Source organism: Acidiferrobacter thiooxydans, assembly GCF_003333315.1.
Taxonomy (GTDB): Bacteria; Pseudomonadota; Gammaproteobacteria; order Acidiferrobacterales; family Acidiferrobacteraceae; genus Acidiferrobacter; species Acidiferrobacter thiooxydans.
In genome coordinates this window covers 907,421-923,170 of record NZ_PSYR01000002.1, presented here as the reverse complement: position 1 = coordinate 923,170, position 15,750 = coordinate 907,421, and the positions used below count along the sequence as shown (strand labels likewise).

Below are 15,750 nucleotides of genomic sequence, written 5' to 3'. Positions count from 1 at the left end.
GAGTACCGATGGGTAAGTGGGTATGTAGCCGGCCGTGTGTTAGCCGGTCATGGGCGGGGATCGTTCTAGCGCTGTTACTGGCGTTCATGCAATCGCCGGCCCAGGCCGCGAATGAGCACACGGGTCCGAGCCCGGGGCATCCCGTGGTGGGGGCGCGTACCCCGCTTGCGACCACGCCTCCGTCGCACCCCGTGTTGAGTTCCGGTACAGCGCCGGCCATGGCCCGCGCCGGATCGACGGTGGTCAGCACGTCGCGCAGGATTCCCCCAGGCGAGATGCTGTTTAACTTCAATAACGCCAACATTCGCGCCGTGATCCGCACGGTCGCCGAGCTTACCGGTAAAAATTTCCTGGTCGATCCGCGGGTGCAGGGCAAAGTGACGATCGTATCGACCACGCCTGTATCCGTGAAGGCCGCCTACCAGATCTTTGTAAGCGCCTTGAAGGCACAAGGGTTTGCGGCGGTTGCGGGCCCAGGTGGCGTGGTCAAGGTGTTGCCTGAAGCCAATGCCCGTCAGGCGGCGCCGGTCAGCGGCTACTGGCCGCGCGGGGGAGATCAATTGGTAACCCAGATCATACCGATCGAAGAGGGCCAGGCGGCACAGCTCATGCCCCTTCTGCGGCCCTTGATGTCGAGCGCGGGAATCCTGTCGGTCTATGCGCCGACCAATACCCTGATCGTTACCGACGACGCCGATAATATCCGCAGGCTTTTGCGTATCGTCTACGGGATAGAGGCCGAGATGCGTGCGCCTATCGCCATAGTTCCGGTGCGTTATGCGTCCGCAGTGGATATTGCCAATCTCCTTGTACGCCTAGGCGAGGCCCAATTGCCCAATGCCGCGGGTATGCCGAGCGGCAACTACAGCCCCGTCTACATCGTGCCGGATACACGCACAAACAGCTTGCTCGTGCGTACCGCGAGCATAAAAAAACTCAGATTCATCGAGGCGCTCGTGCGTAGGCTCGATGCGCGCGGCGCGAGCGGAGGGACCACGCATGTGGTGTATCTCCGAAACGCCCGGGCCACCAAGATTGCAAAGATCCTGCGCGGCCTTTTGCAGGGGGAGGCCAAGGGTGCCGGCCAGCGCCACAGCGGGCCGGTGGTGCCGGTAGCCCTGCCGGGAGAGCCGCCAGGGGCTCCCCAGGTCCGTAACCGTGTCTCGGCGCGCGCCATCAAGGCCTCGCTCGTCCAGGCCGATCCATCGATCAACGCGCTCATCATAAACGCCCCCAATGCCGTGTATGACAGCCTGCGCGCGGTGATAGCAAAGCTCGACATCCGCCGGGCTCAGGTATTCGTCAAGGCGCTCATCGCCGAGGTCACGGTCGATAACACTGCCGAGCTCGGCGTGCAGTGGGCAGGTGCGGCTCCCGCCGGGAGCGGCGCTGTAGGCGGCGTCACGAACTTTCCATTGACGGGCTCAGGAATCGTTTCGACCGCTGCCAGCCCTTCGAACCTGGCCAACGATGCAGGCCTTGCGCTCGGCTTCATTAGCGGTACGGTCAAGCTCGCCGGCGGACAAACGGTTGTCGGTCTATCGGCATTTGCCCGCGCCCTGCAATCTGTCTCGGGCGTGAATGTCCTTTCGACACCGGATCTTTTGACGCTCGACAATACCGAGGCGAAGATCATGGTCGGCCAGAATGTGCCGTTCATAACCGGAAGCTACTCCACCGCGGGAACCGTAGGTACAGTGGGCGTCAATCCATTTCAGACGGTCGAGCGCAAGAACGTGGGCCTTACGCTAAAGATCAAGCCGCAAATAACGGCGGGCAACAACATCAAGATGCAGATCTATGAAAACGTGTCGAGCATAGCGCCCAGCCTTTCCGGCGCAGTCGACATCATAACGAATAAGAGAGAACTGAAGACCACGGTTATCGTCGCCAATGGCAAGACCATAGTTCTAGGCGGACTCATCAGTGACGAAGTCGAGAACAACTGGCAGGGCGTGCCATTATTGGACGACATACCGTGGATAGGAAACTTGTTTAGATACCGCCAGCGCGTGAAGAAGAAGACCAACCTCATGGTTTTCCTGAAACCTGTCATCGTACGCAATAGCGAGCAGAGCGAAGGGTTCACAGCCTCGCGCTACGCCATGATGCAGGCTGAGGAGGACGCGGTACGGTTTTCACGGTCGGTGATATTGCCAAATTACCATCAGCCCCACCTGGCGCCCCTGAAGGAGCCCAGCGCCGGGACCGGAATGCACCCCACGCACAAGAGGGCAATGCCTGCAGGTGCCGCCCATGGTTGAGATGATCGAGCGCCCACTGGATAAGGACTGGGTCGCCAAGTTGCCCTACCACTTCGCCAAACGTTATGGCGTGATGAGCGTGGGGCTTGTCGGCGATGAGGTCGAGGTCTGGCAGCGCGCGCAGGTGCCTGGAGTGGTGCTGGCGGAACTTGAGCGTGTGCTGCGACGGCCGCTTAAGCTGAACATCGTAGGCGAAGAGGCGTTTCTGGCGGCGCTCAATACGGGTTATGCGCGCGATATGTCGCAGGCCCAGCAGATCATGGGCGATCTCGACGACAAGCTTGATCTCGCCGAACTCGCGCAGCATCTGCCAAAGACCCAAGACCTTCTGGAGAGCGAGGGCGATGCCCCCGTGGTGCGCCTCATCAACGCCCTGCTCACGCAGGCGGTGCGCGAACAGGCATCGGATATCCATGTCGAGGCGTTCGAGACGCGGTCTTTGGTGCGCTTTCGGGTGGATGGAGTACTGCGTGACGTCATCGAACCCCAGAAGGCCGCACATGGGGTGTTGGTATCGCGCATCAAGATCATGTCGCGGCTCGATATCGCCGAGAAGCGCCTGCCCCAGGATGGCCGTATCACCCTGCGCTTGGCCGGCCGGCCGATCGATGTGCGCGTCTCCACCGTTCCCACTGCGCATGGTGAGCGCGTGGTCATGCGGCTTTTGGATAAGCAGGCGGGGCGCCTGAACCTGGGTGCCCTGGGGATGCCGGACGATACGCTTGCCACCTTGCGCGCGCTCATCAATGAGCCGCATGGGATCTTTCTCGTGACCGGCCCCACGGGTTCGGGCAAGACGACCACGCTCTATTCGGCGCTGGGTGAGCTCAATACACACACATCGAACATCATGACCGTCGAGGATCCGGTCGAATACGAGCTCGATGGCGTGGGCCAGATCCAGGTCAACCCCAAGATCGACCTGACGTTTGCGCGGGCTTTGCGCTCGATTTTAAGACAAGACCCGGACATCGTCATGATCGGCGAGATCCGCGATCTTGAGACCGCCCAGATCGCCGTACAGGCGAGCCTGACCGGTCACCTGGTGCTTGCGACCTTGCACACCAATGACGCGGTGGGGGCCGTCACGCGCCTGGTGGATATGGGTATAGAGCCGTTTCTCGTGGCCTCGACCCTCCTCGGGGTCCTGGCGCAGCGCCTCGTGCGCACCGTGTGCGGGAGCTGTCATGGACAGGCACAGAGCACGGGCAAGAGCTGTCCGGCCTGCGGCTCGACCGGATTTCAGGGGCGCACCGGACTCTACGAGCTACTCACCGTCGATGACTCCTTGAAGGCCCTGATCCATGACCGGGCGGCCGAGGCGCGGCTGCGCGAGATAGCGCTTTCGCGCGGCTTGCGGACACTTTATCAGGACGGCCTGCGGGTCGTGGCCGAGGGACGCACCACCACTGAAGAGGTTATGCGGGTCTCCCGCGACTGATTATGGCGGCATTCGAGTATGAGGCACTAGACAGCGAGGGACGCGCAGTCAAAGGGGTCATGGAGGGCGATGCCGAGCGGCGTGTCCGCGGCCTTCTGCGCGAAAAGGGTTTCATACCCGTCAAGATCGCGCCGATCGGCAGGGAGCGGGGCGAACGACGGGCGTTCCGCTGGCAGGGCGGTCTCAAGGCTGCGGAGCTTGCGCTCATCACGCGCCAGTTCGCGACGCTGGTGCGGGCCGGCCTGCCGATCGAGGAGAGCCTGCACGCCCTGACCGAACAAAGCGAGTCGGCGCGCGCGCGCAAGATCCTTGCGGCGGTGCGCACCAAGGTACGCGAGGGGCAGCCTCTGGCGCAGGCCCTGGGTGATTTCCCGGGGTCGTTTCCGCCACTCTTCCGGCACCTCGTGGAGGCCGGTGAACAGTCCGGAAAACTCCCGGTTATCCTGGAGAGGTTGGCCGATTACACTGAGCAACGCCAGGCATTGACGCAGAAGGTATGGGTGGCATTTCTCTATCCGGCGCTGGTCAGCGTCGTCGCCGTAGCCATCGTCGGCGGCCTGCTCGTGTACGTCGTACCGCAGATCGCCCAGGTTTTCGTCGATAGCGGCGCGCCGCTTCCGTGGGCCACGCGGACCTTGATTGCCATCAGCCATATCGCCAAGGAGGGGGGCGTGTTGTGGCCGGCCGGCGGGCTTGCGCTCCTGCTCATGGGGCGATGGCTGCTGCGTAAGCGGGAGCGGCGCGTCGCCTGGCAGAGGTTTTTGCTGCGCGTGCCACTGCTGGGGCGGCTCATCCGTAGCCTGAATGCGGCGCGACTTGCGAGCACACTTGGGATCCTCACGAGTTCCGGGATTCCGCTTTTGGCGGCGCTCGACACGGCCTTGCACGTCGTGACCAATCTGCCGATGCGGATGGCGGTCGAGGAGGCCAAGCGCCAGGTGCGCGAGGGCGGGTCGCTCGGTCGCTCGCTCGGGCGGGCCAAGCTCTTCCCGCCGCTTGTGATCCACCTGGTGAGTAGCGGCGAGGCGAGCGGGTCCCTGGATACCATGCTGGCGCGCGCCGCCGAGGCCCAGACGCGGGAACTGGAGGGCTTTGTGACGGCTCTCACGAGTCTCATCGAGCCGGTATTGATCCTGGTCATGGGGGGAATGGTGTTGTTCATTGTGCTCGCCATCCTCCTGCCGATATTCGACATGAACCAACTTATCAAGTGAACCTTATGCCTAAGAGCCAGCGGTCGCACGGTTTTACCCTCATCGAGGTCATGGTCGTCATGGTGATCATAGGGATCCTGGCGGCGGTGATCGTGCCGAAGATCATGAATCGCCCCAATCAGGCGCGTATCGTGGCGGCCAAGAACGACATTCGTTCGATTGTGAGCGCCCTGAAGCTCTATCGTCTCGACAACGGCCAATACCCGACCCAGCAGCAAGGCCTGAAGGCGCTCGTGCAAAAGCCGACGTCGGGCCCGGCCGCGTCCGACTGGCGTACCGGCGGCTATCTCCCGCGCCTACCCGTCGATCCCTGGGGACGGCCCTACCAGTATCTGAATCCCGGTATTCATGGGCGTGTGGATGTCTTCAGCTACGGGCCGCACGGCAAGGGTCACGGTATGAAGGATGTCATCGGATCATGGCAGCTCTAGCGGGCCACCGTGGTTTCACGCTGTTCGAGGTCCTCGTCATTCTGGCCTTGATCGGCATCATGCTGGGCGTGGTCGCGCCGCGCCTCAGCCGCGATGTCGGGGTCTCCGCGCGCCATGAGGGTCTGCGTCTTGTGGCGCTCCTTCAGGCGGCGCGTACCCAAGCGATCGTGACCGGACGGCCGTATCGCGTGGACTTCACGACCCACGGCTACGATTTTCAGAGACTGAACGACCACGGACGCTTCACGGCCGTCAAGGGTGCGCTGTTCCGGGCGCGACGCCTGCCGGCGGGCGCGGTGATTCAGGGTCTCGGGAAGCGGCGCGTCGTGGTGTTCACGCCAAGCGGTCTTGGGCGCATGTTTCATTGCGAGATCGTGACGCGCCACGGACGTTTTCTTGTGTCGGGCAATGATGATGGACATGTCAAAGGCCTGGCGCGCAGCTAGGTGCGAGGGGTTCACGCTGATCGAGGTGCTGGTCGCGCTTTTCATCCTGGCGATCGCGCTGGCCGCAGTCATGCGCAATCTGACCGGTGCGATCACCACCACGGGCGCGTTGCGGGACCGGACATTGGCGCTGTGGGTGGCCGAGAACCGGTTGGCGCGCGTGGAGGCCATCGTTCATTGGCCGCCGCTCGGGCGGCGCCATACGAAGGCCCGTGAGGACGGCCGGCGGTTTCGGGTGGTGACTAAGGTCGTGACGACCCCCTTGCCGGAGATCCGGCGGGTGCGCATCACGGTCCGCCGTGCGCGGCGGCCGCAGGTACTGATGCGGCTTGTCGGCTTTGTACGCAAACCATGACGCGCAACGGCGGATTCACCTTGCTCGAGATGCTGGTGGCGATCGCGATCTTTGCCATCGTCGGGGCGATCGCCTACACCGGTCTGGACCGCGCGATGGCCATCCGCACGCAGTTAAAGAGCGTGCGCGTGCGCTGGCAGGCGCGCGGGCTCGCCTATTACCGGCTGGCCAATGATCTGGCCCAGGCGCGCGGGCGGCCGGTGCGTGATGGCGCCGGTACATTGGTACCGGCCTTCATAGTGCGCCGGATGGGCCGCGGGGTACGGCTCAATTTCACGACCGGCGGTACGCCGCCATTCGGCTCAGGTCCGGCAAGCGATCTGCGGCGCGTCGATTACACGGTCATGCATGGGCAGTTGATATGGCGGCGTTGGGCGGTTCTGGATCGCGCGCCCGGCGAGCGCCGGGCCAAGGAGGTCTTGGTGCGCGGTGTACGGAGGTTTCGCGTGCGGCTGCTGGCGTCCAATGGACTGTATGTGCGCAGCTGGCCGCTTGCCGGGCAGCCGGCCGCGGATCCGACGGCAGTGAAGGTGGTCCTTACTTTGAAAGACGGACGGCACATTCGCTGGCTGTTTGCGGTCGGCCGATGAAAAGCCAACGGGGCCTGGCGCTCATCGTGGCGTTGTTGGTGGTGGCGCTGACGGCCACCATTGCTGCCGCCCTCATGCGTGGCGAGTCGGTGTGGTTCAAGGAAAGCGCCAATGTTCGTGCGTTGTCGCAGGCGCACGCGGCCATGGATGGGGCGTTTCGGCTCGCCGCCGTGGAGGTCACCGATGAGGGGCGTCATGATCAGATCGATGACTTGAGCGAGCGCTGGGCGCAGCCGCTGCCGCGATTCCCGGTGGCCGGGGGGACGGTGCATGCGTTGCTCATAGACCCAGAGGGACGCTTCAATCTGAATGATCTCGTGGTGGCGGGCAAGGAGGTGCCGACCGCGCTCGCGGTCTTTACGCGGCTCTTGCAGCTTGTCGGCCTAAACCCCGAGCTGGCGCAGGCAGTGGTGGCATGGGAGATCCCGCCGGGCTCGCCGGGAGGCGGCTTCGACTCCGTGTATCTGGGGCGCCGCACACCCTACCGGGCCGGTCGTCAGCCCTTGAGCGGTGTCAGCGAGTTACGCCTCGTGAAGGGTTTCAGTGCCAAGATCGTGCACAAGTTGCGGCCCTATATCACGGCCTTGCCGCTGGCGACGCCGATCAATGTGAACACGGCGCCAGCCTTGGTGCTGGCGGCCTTGTGTCCAGGTCTCACCATAAAGCAGGCGCGGATCCTGGGCGATGAGGCGTTGCGTACGCCGTTTGCCAGCACCGCGGTATTCCAGCAGGCCCTTCCCCAGGGGGTACAGCCGGCCTATCAGACGGCCGTGCAGACGAATTATTTTCTGGCGCATGTGGCCGCCCGGTTCGGTGGCCTTGTCGTGCGTCGACGGGCGCTCTTGTACCGCGCGGTGCGTGGCCAGAGGACCGTTATCTTGTGGCAGGAGGCGTTATGGGAGCATCGTCGGATCACGCATACACACACCTAAGGGGTCTTATGCGCGTCGGCATCAGCAGTCCCGTCGGTTCGGGCTCACGGATGGGGAAATGGCGCGAACAGGCGCAGACATGGCTGCGTGCCCCCGGGGTGCCGCCCTGGAACGTATTTTTGACACCGACCTTCCCCGAGGATCCGGTTGTCGAGTGGCGTGGTCCGGATAGCGAGGCTGGGCGTGGACCTCTAAGCGCGCTCCCGGAGGCCGCGCGTCGTGCGGCGATCCGTGTCTGGACTCCAGCCGTTGAGACCCTGCTTACGGTTGCGCAGTGGCCAGGACGTGGGCGCGGGCGCCTGACGCAGGCCCTGCCCTATCTCCTCGAGGAGCAATTGTTGGCCGATCCCGAGTCTTTGGTATTTTCCCACCGCGAGACCGACGCCGGGATCTTCGTGGCGGTGACCGCCAAGGAGCGGCTCGCGGCGTGGCGCGAGGCGGTCGACGAGGCGCGGCTCAGCGCGACTTTTTGTCCAGTGACTCTGGCGCTCCCATGGCGCCCGCGCAGCTGGTCCTGTCATTACAGCGACGGGCAATGGGCGGTACGCACCGGACCTTACAGTGGCTTCGGTGCCGCAAGCCCCCTGACGCGGGTCCCCGCAGCCCTTCGTCAGGCCCTCGAGGAGACAGGGAAGACCGAGGCTGCGCCGGAGGCGATCGTATTGTTTGGGGGTGATGAGGCCTTGCGCGCGTTGATCGCGACGGACCTCGGTATCCCCGTCATTGCCGATCCACGACCTATAGCCGCGGGCGAGACACCGCCTTTTCGCCTTGGGGAGACCGGTGGTGCGGTCGGCGCGAGCGGTGTTGCGGCGCTACGCGCGTTGCGGCCGGCACTCATCGCGCTGTTTCTGGTATTCGTGCTGGGGTTTGCGCGCACGGTGTTCGATTGGGTCGAGTTCTCGCACGAGGAGACGCGTGTTCACGCCCAGATGGTATCGCTTTTTAGCGCCAACTTTCCGAACGTCCCGGTGCTTGACCCGGCGCGGCAGATGCGTCAGGGGGTGGCACGGCTGGCGGCGCGTGCCGGGGGCGCCACGCAGGGCTTTCTCGCGGTGCTGACCTCCGCGAGTCCGGCACTCGCGGGGCTTGCGCATGGCGATCTCACGCGCCTTCAATATCGCCATGGCGAAGTCCGTTGCGCGGTGCGTCTTGCCAATTTCGATGCCCTCACGGCCCTAAAGCAGAATCTCGTGCGCGCCGGGCTCGTGGTGCGAGTGACGCACGTCATAAGTCATCAGGGTGGCGTTCAGGCCCTGGTCACGATCACAAGGAGGGCCCCATGAGGGTTGTTACGTCGGTAGTTGCACGTATGCAATTGTTATGGCTTGCGCGCAGCGAAAAGGAGCGCCGCCTGATGCTCCTGGGTGCCTTGATGGCAGGACCGTTGCTGTTCTATGCCATCGTCTGGCAGCCGTTGGCGTCGCGCGTTGCCTATTGGGAGCACGTGTTGCCCCGCCAGCGCGCGGCGCTGGCGGTCATGCGCCGGGAGGCCTCCATGGTGCGATCGTTGCGCGCGCATGTCGGGCGTGCGCCTACAGGCACGGGACTTTTGAGCCTTATCGAGCAGCAGGCGCAGGACGCGGCGATCGGTGGCACGCTCGGTGAGTTATCGCCGCGGGGCACACACAAGGCCGAGGCGGTATTCGCCAAGGTCCCGTTCAATGCCTTGGTGCGCTTCCTAGCAGACCTGGGCGCGCGCGGCGTCGAGGTATCGCGTGTCGAGCTCGTGCCTTCCGGGACTGGGCTTGTCAGTGGATCGGTGATCTTGGCTGCGCACTGATGAGGCGCAAGGCTCTTTATGGGCTATTGGCGCTCGGGGCCTATGCGGTGTTTTTGCTGGTAACCGCCCCGGCGCGTGTGGTCCTTCCGGATCTTATCGGCGGCCTGCCGGCGTTTGTGCGTATTGCCGACATCCATGGCACGGTCTGGGACGGGCGATTGGCGCTATTCGTGTCTACGAACACCGGGGCCGATCCTCTGAGCCGCGTCCGTTTTCGCTTTACACCGCTTGCCCTCATCGAGGGTCGCGCGGGGTACGATGTGCATTTTACCGGCGCCGTGCAGGGACACATGCGCATAGCCTTTGGACGGAAGGTTCAGGCCTTCTCGGACCTTGCCATCACCGCGCCCGCCGGTACGCTTGCCGCGCTGATCCCGGCCGCGCAAAACTTTGGTCCCGGCGGCGATCTTGCGCTTCATGCCCGCACGCTTATATGGGGGCCGCATCCTTCCGGCCACGGGACCTTGACCTGGGATCAGGCGGCGCTTGTGAGCGCTCCTGTGAATCCGCTGGGGAGCTATACGGCACGGTTCGTGCTCGCAAGCCAGGCCCTGTCTTACCGTATTCGTACCCTGACAGGCCCGCTACGCGTGACCGGGCACGGCCGCTACCGCCTCGCGCCTGGCGTCCTTTCGTTTACCGGGGACGTGCGCGGCCGCGGATTGCGTCTCGGAGGTCTCGTGGACAATATCGGTATTCCTGACGGCCATGGCGGTCGCAGGCTAACCTTCCGGATGCCCCTATAGGCTCTCTTGGGATCGTCGATAGGTCAGGGGTACAGGATCGTTCCGGGGTGCAAACGCAGTTTGCCGGGACGTGGCGACGGGCATCTCATGATTCGGTTCTGCGCACCAGCCCCGCGATTGTTATTCGGAAGATACGTACCATCCTCTTTCGTGGTCTGCGCTCGCTGTTCGGGCGGGCCTGCGCAAGCCGGATTTCGCCATACACGATGCCCTTGCAATGGTAACAGCGATGCAATAGTCATCGTCCGCGCCTCACAGGCCCTCGACCTACGCGTCGCGCCGATCGAAGGCGCGATCCGGCCCTGAAGGGCCTGCGTGGGACGCCCTTGAAGGATTCCCGCTCGCGCACCGCCGTCACCCGGAATGACCTCGATGCCTTGAGGGCGGACATGACCACCAAACGCACGGCCCACATCCGGGTGTCCCGCAAGCCGCTTTGCGAGATCCCGCGCCGCAAGCCGGCGGGTCGTGCGCCTGATGGGAAAGCCGTGGTGCCGAATGTCCGCTGCTCCCAAACGAGTCCATGAAGGCCGTGGCCCGCCCCGTACGATCCAATCCCCCTTTGACGAAGGCGCGCCTGGGCCCAGACATGCATCATCAACGGCTTCCTGCGGGCCTTGAATGGCCTTTTCCAGGTCGCCAAGCGTAAGGCCCGCGGCGATGGCCGATTCCCAACCATTCGCACCGTAATCTTTCGAATCGCCGGGAAACCCGACCGCTCGCCGATCAATCCGTATAGGCAAGGTCAATCCCTATGAAATTCGATAGGGTAAACCCTTTACGGGCAGAGGATTTGAACGAAAGGTTGGGGTGATCCGATTCATCGAAATACCGTTTGATAAGATCCGCGTTGACGAGTCGGCCCCTTGTCAAGATAATCCTCGTCAATGCCGCTTATCAGAGCGGCGCCGCGGGGTGGCAAGAGGAGACCTTGGGGTCTCCTCTACAGACAATATCAACGATTCCGAATATGCGGAGATCCCGATACTTGGGAGCGGGTGCTATGCGCCCCTCGCCGGCAGATATGTTCGTTCCTGATATCCATTTTACTCTTCTTCATAGGGAGGTATGTTATGTCGTACTCTGACTTTGCATCTCATGGAATGCCCGCCCTGCTAGCGGGCGTTCGCTCGCGCGGACGGGCCCTGCTCTTTATCAGCGCCTTAAGTAGCTTGCTCCTCGCGCCCACCGCCTACGCCGTCTCCGGAGGAGGCGGGACCGGGGCCACCAATGGGGTGTGCGCGCAGGATGTCAGTACTTCTAGCATCGCTTGTGGCCTCGGCGGCACCGCTACGGGCAGCAGCGGCAGTATCGCCCTTGGCGACAACAGCAGCGCCAGCGGCGCCAATGGCGTCGCTATTGGCGTCGTCAGCACTGCCAGTAGCAACAACAGTACCGCTCTGGGCACCGCGAGCCTAGCGAGTGGCTTCAAGAGCACGGCCAGTGGCTACAAGAGCGCCGCCAGTGGCGCGGACAGCACCGCGAGTGGTACCCAGAGTAGCGCCGGTGGCACCGGCGACATCGCCCTGGGTGGCCAGGCCAGCACTATATCCTCGGGAACCCAAACCGGCGGCAATATCGCCATCGGCTCGTCGACGGGGATCGTTGCGGGCGCCGGTGTCACCAACAACCCCACCACCGCCAACGGCGGCAACAGCATCGCCATCGGCACGGGCGCCCAGGCCACCGCCTCGGGTGCCATCGCCATTGGGGCGGGGGTGACCAACGCTACCGCCAACTCGGTCTCCTTTGGCAGCAATGCGGTGAATACCACCGGCAGTCTGTCGGCGGGCAGTATCTCAACGGGCAGTATCTCAACGGGCAGTATCAATGCCAACAATGGCGGGATCACCCACGCGGGGACTGTTTCGGGTGTCGCGACCAATACCCTGACCGCGACCAGCACCGATGCCGTGAACGGCAGTCAGCTCTATGCGACCGATGCCCAGCAGGCCACGGATATGGCCAATATCAGTGCCAATACGATCCGCTTAAACGCGCTGGTGAACGGTCAGGCCGGGACCTGCATGGTCATAAACGGCGGGCTATCCTGCGGCGTCAATGCCAAAACGAATGGCGCGAATACAGTGGCGTTAGGCACCAATGCGACTGCCAGCTACGCGGGCTCGGTGGCCATCGGCGATGGCGCACAGGCCAACGCCGATCCGACCACCGCCATCGGCAACAACGCCGTGGCCAACGGCAACAACAGCACCGCCATCGGTGCCGATAGTACCGCCAACGGGGCCGGCAGTGTGGCCTTGGGGTATGGCTCGGTGGCCAATCGTGCCGATTCGGTGAGTGTCGGCAACAGCGCCACGGGTTTGAGCCGCCAGATCACCAATGTGGCACCTGGTACCCAACCAAACGATGCGGTGAATCTGGGGCAGTTGACCCAATACTCGGCGACCGTTGGGGCGGTCACCTCTTCGCTTGCCGAGGCCGCCGCGCAAGGCGCGATGAATCCCGAGGCCAACAGTGTGGCGCTCGCCTCGGCGATCTATGATGGCCAAGGGGCTATGGCCGTAAGCCTCCAGCATCGTTTTGGCAGCAGCTGGACGGCCGGGGTTTCGGTGTCGACCGATGGCACCGCGGGGAATACGGCTGCCTCGGTCGGCGGGAGCTTTGGTTGGTAGGCGTACCCCGCTGTCGTGTGGTCCTTTGCGCCGGTCTATGGTCGTGTATCCCCAAAAACAGCGACCGGCGCAAAGGTCCGTTGTTAAGATTATTTCCTCTCTGGAGGACATCCGGGCCTATCAGTTCTATCTGCCAAAGGGCGCCAGCTGGCGCCCGGCCGTATCGGAATCACCTGCGCCGCGCTACGATCCTTCTATCACGCGATCTGAAAATGAATGGCACTTAAAGCCATAGTGGCATGATCCTGTGAGGATAACCGATTAAAACATATGGGATATATGGACCACGAATGGTGAGATGTTTATTACCATACACCCCCCGACCAACCCCGAGGTCAACCTTGCCGCGGCAGAGTCGCATTCCAGGCCATATCGCCAGCAGAGTAGGCGACGTGCGCCGCGTATCGTTGCACCGGGCTTTTCCAACATCCTGACAGGCTCAGAGTGGCTCGAGGTAACCGAGTCGTACCTGCCTTAGCGTCGCGGCGGCGGTATCCGCCGACGGTCACATTGTCGACGTCCGTGCAGCAAGCATCGGACACCCACGGTTTCTGCCAGACGGCTGTGAACGACTGAGCCGCACCCGACGACCGCGTCCGCGTCGCCCAGCGCCGCGCAAGGTCAGCGACGAGGGGTACCTGCAGCCGAAGATACCGACCTGCACGATGCCACCCTTGTATAATGACCCGAAATCCCCCACCGACTTCCCGAAGACCCATGCCGTGAGATACTAGATCCGCGGCCCCCCGCGCCTCTGTTTCAGCCTCGACATAAGCGTCTTGCATTCCACGGCGATGATATCCGACTTCCCAAATAAATGTGCGCGACTGAAGGCGGCTAGCTCGTCGATATCCTTCACGAGGACATGCATGTGGAGACTGCGCATATCGCTCATAATATAGAGGCTCGATACCTCTTTCAGTTTTGAGAGATTTTCCGCGAGGACCTCTATCGCACACGGTGTTACCTGAAGGTCGTAAAAGACGGACAGCGCCTTATCCAGCAAAGAAGGGTTCACGATCGTCGTAAACTTCTCAATCAGTCCGCTTTTAACGAGATGATGTACACGCTCCCTGGCACTTGACCTAGTTATTCCAAGAAGGCGGCCAATATCGGCAAACGATATCCTGCCATCTTCGACAAGCAATTCAATTACCTTTTGATCAATGTGGTCCACATTATAAAGCCTATTGAAGGGGCCATGCTGGACCAATGTTCTTGATATTTTGGCCAGCTTACGCAGCGACGCGCCACACTCATATCTCACCGTCCTGAGGCTGTGGGGATCCGCAGCTCGGGGATGGGGTGTCAAGGAGTACAGAAAATGAGCGTACGGCGATACCTAACATAGCAAGCTATGTGTGTCAAGCGCGGCAGACGGGTGTTGCCAGTTCCCTTGCGCGAGATGGGGGCTCCGAGCATCTGATGACGCAGTCAGAATTACTGTATCAAAGCGCGCCTGCGCCGCATGTTTAGCGTCTACCCGCGCCTCCAACTGGATACGCATGTGGCGCGTCACCTTGAGAATTGCCGGCCAACTTGCTAGTGAAATGGTCGCCCCCTCCCTAAACGGCATCCGACGTGCCAAAGCAAGTGGCGCGATAGGCGACACTAATGGAGGGGATGATCATGAAGATCACAACGCTTGGGATCGATCGGGCAACAGCAGTTTTGCCACCTGCCGTGTCAATACGCACAGCAAGTTCGCTTTAACGAAGTCATGCGAACGCGCCCACCTGCCGACGTTCTTTGCCCATCGGAAATCTTGCCTTATCGGTAGGGAGGCCTGTGGCGGCTCCAACTGAGTCCGGCAAATGGCCGCTCTCGGACGCGCGATGAAGTATAACTGCTTCATAAACCCCACGCGGCCGCAGTCCCCCTGGTCCCGTTGCGCCTGCCGCCCCTGACGCTGATGGGGGAGGAGTGGATGACCGCAACCCGACGATCAGCGGCCAGGGACAGATCTCTCGCGAACACGAGGCCCTCGGCGACGGCGGCAAGATCTTCCATACCCGTTGCGGCATCCCGCTTTTGCCCTTCCATCAGTATCGCCGGCGGTGGCCACCTGGCTATATCGGCCCCGAGGCTATGGCTCCCGGCCTTCGCGCCGGTGGGGTCAGACCCCAGGCCCTGGGCGGTACGCGGCCCCAAGCTATGCAGCCCCAGCTGCGTGGGCGGCGCGGTCACGCTCACCATCAGCAAGGCCTCCCCGATGTCCTCATGCTGATACTCTTGACAAATGACCTATCTCGCGTAAGGCCAATGTCCCTACAGTGGTGCAGCGCGTCATATGATGGGGCATACCTACATTGTTCATAAAGAAAGCTGAGAATGAGGCCAGTTGTGTTTGTATGAACGTCTTTTACAAAAATTCGTCCCCACTAGGTTCGATTAGCCTTACAAAGTATTTTTGTCGGCCAGGACCTGTGCCCCAAAAGCCACTACATGAATCGCGTAAGGCGTGCCACGCCCTGCCCGGAACGCGTGCGGCAGGTGCGGCCTAGTAGTCGCGAAGAACCGCTGCACCCTTTTTCAGGCCTGCGAGCGTGCCCAGAAAAACATTTGGGCCACCAGAAACTTATGGGTGTTTCTGCAAAAAAATGAACCCCAGCCGCTCCGCAATCTGCCAACCACCAGCATGACCATCCACAAATAAATCCGCATTCCTGCATCAGCGGAGAGAACACCTAAGGCGGACTCATTAGTTGGCACGATATGTGCTCTTATGTTGGCGACACAGATATTCCATGATCTATGGGATATGGGAGGAAATACGGTAGCTGTCTGCCGAGACCGTGGACTGGTCTGCAAGAGGTGTAAGCAGGAGTTGTCCAGCCGACGCGGTCATTAGCGCTCGTGTGGGCGGCACACGCGGCCGTACCGCCTGGCAGAAAACCGCCTATCCGCCACTA

13 protein-coding genes are annotated in these 15,750 nt (G+C 62.4%); 12 read left to right on the top strand and 1 reads right to left on the bottom strand.

The genetic code is table 11. The features are described from left to right. The first annotated feature begins 8 nt into the window (after nucleotides 1–8). The 12 genes from gspD to C4900_RS11385 all read left to right on the top strand — a co-directional run bounded on the left by gspD (nucleotide 9) and on the right by C4900_RS11385 (nucleotide 12,838). Nucleotides 9–2,264 (top strand): type II secretion system secretin GspD, encoded by a 2,256-nt coding sequence (gspD, locus tag C4900_RS11440; protein WP_083996095.1) that lies wholly within the window; start codon nucleotides 9–11, stop codon nucleotides 2,262–2,264. Continuing rightward, nucleotides 2,257–3,705 (top strand): type II secretion system ATPase GspE, encoded by a 1,449-nt coding sequence (gene gspE / locus C4900_RS11435; protein ID WP_083996093.1) that lies wholly within the window; start codon nucleotides 2,257–2,259, stop codon nucleotides 3,703–3,705. Before gspD ends, gspE begins: the two co-directional genes overlap by 8 nt. Before the next feature lie 2 nt (nucleotides 3,706–3,707). Beyond that, on the top strand, nucleotides 3,708–4,919 hold the full coding sequence (gspF, locus tag C4900_RS11430) for a type II secretion system inner membrane protein GspF (protein WP_114283121.1): 1,212 nt from the start codon (nucleotides 3,708–3,710) through the stop codon (nucleotides 4,917–4,919). A gap of 5 nt (nucleotides 4,920–4,924) precedes the next feature. Further along, nucleotides 4,925–5,350: a type II secretion system major pseudopilin GspG gene (gspG, locus tag C4900_RS11425; protein ID WP_065971534.1), complete on the top strand. Its 426-nt coding sequence runs from the start codon at nucleotides 4,925–4,927 to the stop codon at nucleotides 5,348–5,350. Further along, nucleotides 5,338–5,796 carry a GspH/FimT family pseudopilin gene (locus C4900_RS11420; protein ID WP_065971533.1) on the top strand — a complete coding sequence of 153 codons (459 nt, stop codon included), beginning with the start codon at nucleotides 5,338–5,340 and terminating at the stop codon, nucleotides 5,794–5,796. Before gspG ends, C4900_RS11420 begins: the two co-directional genes overlap by 13 nt. Then, nucleotides 5,771–6,151 (top strand): type II secretion system minor pseudopilin GspI, encoded by a 381-nt coding sequence (gspI, locus tag C4900_RS11415; RefSeq protein WP_170132524.1) that lies wholly within the window; start codon nucleotides 5,771–5,773, stop codon nucleotides 6,149–6,151. Before C4900_RS11420 ends, gspI begins: the two co-directional genes overlap by 26 nt. Then, nucleotides 6,148–6,741 (top strand): type II secretion system minor pseudopilin GspJ, encoded by a 594-nt coding sequence (gspJ, locus tag C4900_RS11410; RefSeq protein WP_065971531.1) that lies wholly within the window; start codon nucleotides 6,148–6,150, stop codon nucleotides 6,739–6,741. Before gspI ends, gspJ begins: the two co-directional genes overlap by 4 nt. Continuing rightward, complete coding sequence (gene gspK / locus C4900_RS11405) at nucleotides 6,738–7,673, top strand: type II secretion system minor pseudopilin GspK (RefSeq protein ID WP_065971530.1); 936 nt, start codon at nucleotides 6,738–6,740, stop codon at nucleotides 7,671–7,673. The genes gspJ and gspK overlap by 4 nt, the downstream gene beginning before the upstream one ends. Beyond that, nucleotides 7,637–8,959, top strand: a complete 1,323-nt coding sequence (gene gspL / locus C4900_RS11400) for a type II secretion system protein GspL (protein WP_114283120.1) — start codon at nucleotides 7,637–7,639, stop codon at nucleotides 8,957–8,959. The genes gspK and gspL overlap by 37 nt, the downstream gene beginning before the upstream one ends. Beyond that, nucleotides 8,956–9,456: a type II secretion system protein GspM gene (gene gspM / locus C4900_RS11395; protein WP_114283119.1), complete on the top strand. Its 501-nt coding sequence runs from the start codon at nucleotides 8,956–8,958 to the stop codon at nucleotides 9,454–9,456. Before gspL ends, gspM begins: the two co-directional genes overlap by 4 nt. Then, entirely contained in the window at nucleotides 9,456–10,202 is a 747-nt protein-coding gene (gene gspN / locus C4900_RS11390; RefSeq protein ID WP_065971527.1) for a type II secretion system protein N, read from the top strand. Before gspM ends, gspN begins: the two co-directional genes overlap by 1 nt. A gap of 1,073 nt (nucleotides 10,203–11,275) precedes the next feature. Beyond that, the gene (locus C4900_RS11385) at nucleotides 11,276–12,838 is read left to right on the top strand and encodes a YadA family autotransporter adhesin (protein WP_170132523.1); all 1,563 of its coding nucleotides are present in this window, start codon (nucleotides 11,276–11,278) and stop codon (nucleotides 12,836–12,838) included. 730 nt (nucleotides 12,839–13,568) lie between these two features. Here C4900_RS11385 and C4900_RS11380 read toward each other — a convergent pair. Continuing rightward, nucleotides 13,569–14,015 (bottom strand): Lrp/AsnC family transcriptional regulator, encoded by a 447-nt coding sequence (locus C4900_RS11380; protein WP_065969185.1) that lies wholly within the window; start codon nucleotides 14,013–14,015, stop codon nucleotides 13,569–13,571. Nucleotides 14,016–15,750: the final 1,735 nt, after the last annotated feature.